Genomic DNA, 4,150 nt, shown 5'->3' with positions numbered 1-4,150 from the left:
GTGGAATGTTTAAACCATTCAGATTAGACATTTCATACTCAAAAGTCTCACGTACATCAATCAACTGGAAATCTTCCTTGTTGTCGATCATCTTTTTTAGGTCCTGTACAGTTATTTCGTTCATGGTATTTAAATAATAGTAAAGGTACGGATTTATGAAATATTAAAACAGATGGGGAATCATTTTTTAATTAGATACGCTCGTTAAGGCAGTAAGACGCAGTAAAAAATCTCTCGCTATGACGCAGAAACGCAAAAAATATTCATTAAATCATGCTTCCTTGTTTTTCCTCCTCTGGTCGGTGTGTCGCCGTACCAGTCTCAAGAGTCTCCACACTCGTCCCCTGGTTGCTGTTGTCCGTATCCCTTATGGGATTCAAATGTTTAGCAAAATGATTTATTAAATGTTTGTATTGAGGTATAATTGCTGATTTTTTAAAAAATTTAATTAAAAATTAATTCTATATATTTATTAAAACAATTGCCAAACAAAAACTGAAACATGGAAAGAATCATGACAGTATTTATGAAAATTAAACCTTGGGTACTGGCTATCGTGTTTATTGGCATTTTACCAATTGTATTCACTCGTTTACCATGGCTTTCTTTTAAACAAAAGTTTTTAGTGGTTTTTACTTTTGTAACTATCGGAATATTTTTCAGGCTTTACAAATCAATTAAATCAAGAAATACATTAGTAATAGTTGTTGATATCCTTTTTTCGATTATTATCTCTTACTGTATGTTCATATTTTTACGACGTTATTAATAATTACCCACCCTACTGTCCGTAGAATTTTAACACAGCGCTTCTACGGATTAATAAATGATTAAGAGTCTTCAGACTCGTGCTTGCTGCTCCTCTGGTCAGTATTGTTACCGTACCAGCCTCATATTTTCCCATAATTTCTGTCCATTATCAGCTTTTTCACTTACCTTCGAGAATCTTCACAAGTTCAATTTTGTTTAGGTTTTATATAATATTGAATATCAATTAAATAGATTCATGAAAAATTTATACTTCGCTTTTATTGCCCTTTTATTTTTGTCGTCTTGTGCAGTTCAAAAACCAGAGAAATTAATTAAGGAAGCAGATGTTGCCCGCTTAATTAAAACGCTTTCTTCGGATGAAATGGAGGGTAGGGCTTCTTTTACACCGGGTATTGACAGGGCCGCCAAATTTATTGAAAATGAATTCAAAGAAATTGGTCTACAGCCACTAGACGTACATATGGGTTATAGACAAGAATTTAGTGTAAAAAGGATAAAAGTGGGTCAGATTGATGCTAAAATTAATGGAAAGTCTATTGAACAGCAAAATATTGTAACTGTTTCAGATTTAGCGTCTTTTGAATTTAATTCTGGTTCTGAAATTAAAGTTTTACGAATAGCTTCAGGAGAGCAGTTTATGCAGCGTTATCGTGAAATTATTGGCATGAAAACTAAAGCTTTAGTACTTGTTGATAATCAGCATGCTGCAGTTTTTAAGCGTGTTAAGGACGGTTCGACTAGAGGGCGCGTAGTAGAAAATGTAAATGAAAGTACTGCCTTAGCCTTTGTTTTAGGGGAAACGGATGCCACTTCATTTACTATTAAAGCGAGCAATACCATAGAAGAACTTCCATTATTTAATGTGGCGGGTATGATTTTAGGGAAATCAAAGCCTAAAGAATTGGTGGTGATTTCTGCTCACTATGATCATTTAGGCATTGTAAAAGCTGTTGATGGCGATGCCATAGCAAACGGTGCTGATGATGACGCATCAGGAACAACAGCGGTTATTTCTTTAGCTAAATATTATAAAAAGCTGAATAATAATGAGCGCACTTTAGTATTTGTTGCCTTTACAGCCGAAGAAATTGGGGGTTATGGTGCACGCTATTTTTCATCTATGCTCAACCCGGATGATGTAGTGGCTATGTTTAACATCGAAATGATTGGTAAAACATCGAAATTTGGCAAAAATGCTGCCTTTATTACGGGCTATGAAAAATCTGATTTTGGTGAAATTCTTCAGAAAAACTTGGCTGGGACTGATTTTAAATTTCATCCTGATCCTTATCCTACTCAGAATTTATTTTACCGCAGCGATAATGCCACTCTTGCTGCATTGGGTGTTCCAGCCCATACTATCTCAACCGATGAGATCGATATAGATAAGTTTTATCATACGGTTAATGATGAGTTTGAAACATTGGATGTGAATAATATTTGGTCAACAATTAAAGCGATTGCCTTGAGTGCTAGGAGTATTATTGCTGGGACTGATACGCCAAAGAGAATACCTAAATTGAAACAGTGATCCTGATTTTTAGCATTGAGGGTGACCTTCGTAAAACATAAACAATTCAGCCTTTATAAAACGATTTCCCTCACTAAACTCCCTCAATACGTTCGGGATGACAGGTGCATGGCGTTCAAGAAAAATATATTACAACCTTAAAGCGAATGTCATCCCGAAACCTGCCCTTCCGCAGGTGAGGGACCTTCGTAATTCTTAGCAAAATTTTGCTTTCCCAAAACTAAGTTCCCTCACTAAACTCCCTCACTACGTTCGGGATGACAGGTGCATGGCGTTCAAGAAAAATATATTACAACCTTAAAGCGAATGTCATCCCGAAACCTGCCCTTCCGCAGGTGAGGGACCCTTCATGAAATCGAAATCAAATTTTTTTTCAAAAATTATTTCTTTACTTATATTCAGGATAGTAAAATTAATGCACACCATCCTGATTTTGATCAGAATGAAGGTTTATAGTTTCTTCCTCATCACATAGTCATTCAATACAAAATGATGGTAATTGATATCTACCGTTCGATAGATTTCAAATCCCGTTTTTTTATAAAAGTGCTGTGCCGGATTGCCTCTGTTTACATTAAGTTCAAGTATTTTTCCGCCTTTGAGTTTAGCGGATGAAGAAACAGAGTCAATTAGCTTTTTGCCTATCCCCAATCCTTGTTCGCTTGGCAATACATAGAGTTTGTGCAGCTTAAACACCTGATTTTCGGCATCAGTTAATGAATAAGCTGTAAAACCAATACCTATATTTTCTCTTTCGGCAATCAAGAAATCAATGCCCGATTTCATTTGTTCAAAAAGGCTTTCTGCAGAATACATGTCATGAAGCATGAAGCTAATTTGCTCATCGCTAATGATTTGGCTATAGCTAGGCCACCATGTTTTTTCCGCAAGGTCGCTGATTACTGGAATATCAAGTTTTGTGGCTATCCTGATGTTCATATCAAATAGTTTCTGCAATAAAAATAAAGGGCTGTTCAAAAGTGAGGGAGTAAAATCCATCTTTTTCGGTCACAAATAGATGGTCTTCCACCTTTAATAATCCGCTGCAATGCAAATTATGCACCTCATGAAGTACTTGTATTTCTTCTTCGGCAGCTTGCCATTTACTAAAGCCAGAGCGCACCGGAAATATTTTTTGATTGCCAATAAACACCACGATGTCTAAATCATCCACAAAAAGCACATAATCTTTTAAAGTAAATTCATTGGTGATAATGTTTACCGCTGGGTAATGCTCGCCGACTAAAAACTTCAGGGCATCCTCCAATGGTTCGCTATTTGATAAAATCAGTTTGGTACTTTCTTGAGTGTAAAAGTGCGGGTTTTTTGTAAGTACGGCATCTATTTTTATTCCCATAGAATCTACCAGCTCATAAATTTCTTCGTTTACAATTAGCGTAGGGCTCCATTCCAGAATTTGGCCTAAATTTTCACTTTCAAACCCCTCAATACTCATAATCAGTAAAGCGGGTTCCTGTTTTTCGCGAACTATGTGATGTGATGACATAAATCAAAATTAACAAAGCCTTTTGATTGTTTCATCTTAATAGATCTTTTTGTAAAAGTCTTTGATGATAGTCCCCGGATTTTCAGCAAGATTTACAGCAGCAGAAACGGCCAATCCATCAATACCTGTGTTTAATAGATCTTCGGTATCCTCCAATTTAATCCCTCCAACGCCTATTAATGGAATATTGATCTGAAGTTCTTGCATTTTTTGCACTATTTCTTGGTATCCCTCAAAGCCTAATAACGGATAATCATTCGCTTTTGTTTTTGTAAATGCGAAGGGTCCGCAGCCGATATAATCGACCACTCCTGAAGCATAAACACGTTGAATATCTTCCA

At 36.1% G+C, this 4,150-nt stretch carries 5 protein-coding genes; 1 reads left to right on the top strand and 4 read right to left on the bottom strand.

Annotated features, from left to right (window positions below; translation table 11 throughout):
* Positions 1-124 (bottom strand): rhodanese-like domain-containing protein (locus ACILQF_RS11135; RefSeq protein ID WP_395627482.1); only part of this gene is annotated, 124 nt, incomplete at its 3' end.
* Positions 125-1,006: 882 nt separating this feature from the next.
* On the opposite strand from ACILQF_RS11135, the gene ACILQF_RS11130 reads away from it, so the two are divergent.
* Entirely contained in the window at positions 1,007-2,302 is a 1,296-nt protein-coding gene (locus ACILQF_RS11130) for a M20/M25/M40 family metallo-hydrolase (protein WP_395627481.1), read from the top strand.
* A gap of 450 nt (positions 2,303-2,752) precedes the next feature.
* On the opposite strand, the gene ACILQF_RS11125 is transcribed toward ACILQF_RS11130, so the two are convergent.
* The 3 genes from ACILQF_RS11125 to ACILQF_RS11115 all read right to left on the bottom strand — a co-directional run.
* Positions 2,753-3,241 carry a GNAT family N-acetyltransferase gene (locus ACILQF_RS11125; protein WP_395627480.1) on the bottom strand — a complete coding sequence of 163 codons (489 nt, stop codon included), beginning with the start codon at positions 3,239-3,241 and terminating at the stop codon, positions 2,753-2,755.
* A 1-nt stretch (position 3,242) separates the two neighbouring features.
* Positions 3,243-3,809, bottom strand: coding sequence for a thiamine pyrophosphokinase (locus ACILQF_RS11120; protein WP_395627479.1), 567 nt, complete (start codon positions 3,807-3,809; stop codon positions 3,243-3,245).
* A gap of 36 nt (positions 3,810-3,845) precedes the next feature.
* A partial coding sequence (locus ACILQF_RS11115; RefSeq protein WP_395627478.1) for a thiamine phosphate synthase occupies positions 3,846-4,150 on the bottom strand: 305 nt, incomplete at its 5' end.

Source organism: Daejeonella sp. (assembly GCF_044232565.1).
GTDB lineage: Bacteria > Bacteroidota > Bacteroidia > Sphingobacteriales > Sphingobacteriaceae > Daejeonella.
This window is presented reverse-complemented; position numbering and strand designations above follow the sequence as displayed.